General features: G+C 44.6%; 1 protein-coding gene and 1 pseudogene. Both read right to left on the minus strand.

Features of this window, described 5'->3' with window-relative positions; genetic code table 11:
• The coding region (locus tag DW173_RS24235; RefSeq protein ID WP_233562258.1) for a polysaccharide biosynthesis/export family protein at positions 1 to 1095 on the minus strand (1095 nt) is incomplete at its 3' end.
• A pseudogene (locus DW173_RS20285) lies at positions 1073 to 1378 on the minus strand (transcriptional regulator); the annotation flags it as partial. The pseudogene DW173_RS20285 and the gene DW173_RS24235, both read right to left, overlap by 23 nt.

The raw sequence follows: 1378 nt of genomic DNA on the forward strand, positions 1-1378 counted from the left end.
AACTGTATTTACTTCATACTCCTGTCCGTTTTGGCGTACGACACGCAAAGAACGGGTGTAGGCGTCAGCGTCAAATCCACCGGCATAACTGATAAGCGTAGATAAGTTTTCATCCTTCTTCATTTCGAAACGCATGGGGCGTTTCACTTTTCCGTCAATCTTAACCAATACGTCATAGGCGGGAACAATCACGACATCACCTTCCTGCAGACGAATGTCATCCTGAATGTTGCCTTTCATGATAAATTGGTAGACGTCAATCGTGGCGATGCTCTTACCGTTACGTACCAGCTGGACATTGCGAAGGCTACCTATGTCACTCACACCTCCTGCACGATAAAGTGCATGGAATACAGTAGAAAAGGAAGAAAGAGAGTAAGTGCCCGGCTGGACTACTTCACCCATCACATTAATTTGAATAGTACGGATGCTACCCAGAGTCAGACGGATGTCAGAAGTGGGGTCATTCGTATTATTAAGACCATTATATATCTTGTTTAATGTTTTTTTGAGATAGTCATTGGCTTCAGCAATAGTCAGGCCGTTCAGGTTGACGGGACCTATTTTCTGAATGTTGATAGTGCCATCAGGAGAAATCTGTTGGCGGATAGTGTTCTGGCTGGCTCCCCAGATGTCGATAATCACTTCATCACCGGGACCGAGACGGTAATTTAAAGGGGTGGCGATGTTGACACTGGGTTCAAAAGTCAGGTTACGGGTATTGAAGATGTTACGTCCGAAAACCTGATTACTACGTTCAAGGTCTTGAGTACTCGGATAGTCTTCCAGCATATCGGAGGTGTTCTCCTTCATTTCTTCACGTAAGCGTGATTCATTGACATCCGTACCAGTAGCGTTGGAAGCATTGACATTGTTCTGCTGCTCATAAAGCTGCTTCACACGCATAGCCTGTTCCTTGGTCACGCCCTTACGTGCAAGTTCTGAGGCTAATTGTTTTTGTTCTTTCCCTTGTCTAATCCCCTCTTTGACATATTCCAAGACTTGAGAATCGCTCATATTTTGAGCCATCAAAGGAGAAAAAACTCCTAACAGTAGAATGAATAGAAATACGTTAAAGTTTTTTTGTGTCGTCATTACTAATCTTTGTAGGTTCTACATAACCGATTGGCATATCTACACAAGCACAGCCAAGCATATTTAAACGAACGGCAATCTTACTCTTACCCCCGACAGTCACGAGTTCGCCAACAAGGCCGCTCAAAGGACCTTTTATCACACGAACTTTCTCACCACGCGCTAGTGGAGTATCATTCATACAGACTGCTTCTTCGGAATAATCGAGCATGAAACGGAAACGCGCCATCTGCTCGTCAGGAATAACGGCAGGAGTGCTTTCACCACGCATCACCATATAACG

Origin of the sequence: Bacteroides sp. AM16-13 (assembly GCF_003602705.1) — a bacterium.
Classification (GTDB): Bacteria; Bacteroidota; Bacteroidia; order Bacteroidales; family Bacteroidaceae; genus Bacteroides; species Bacteroides xylanisolvens.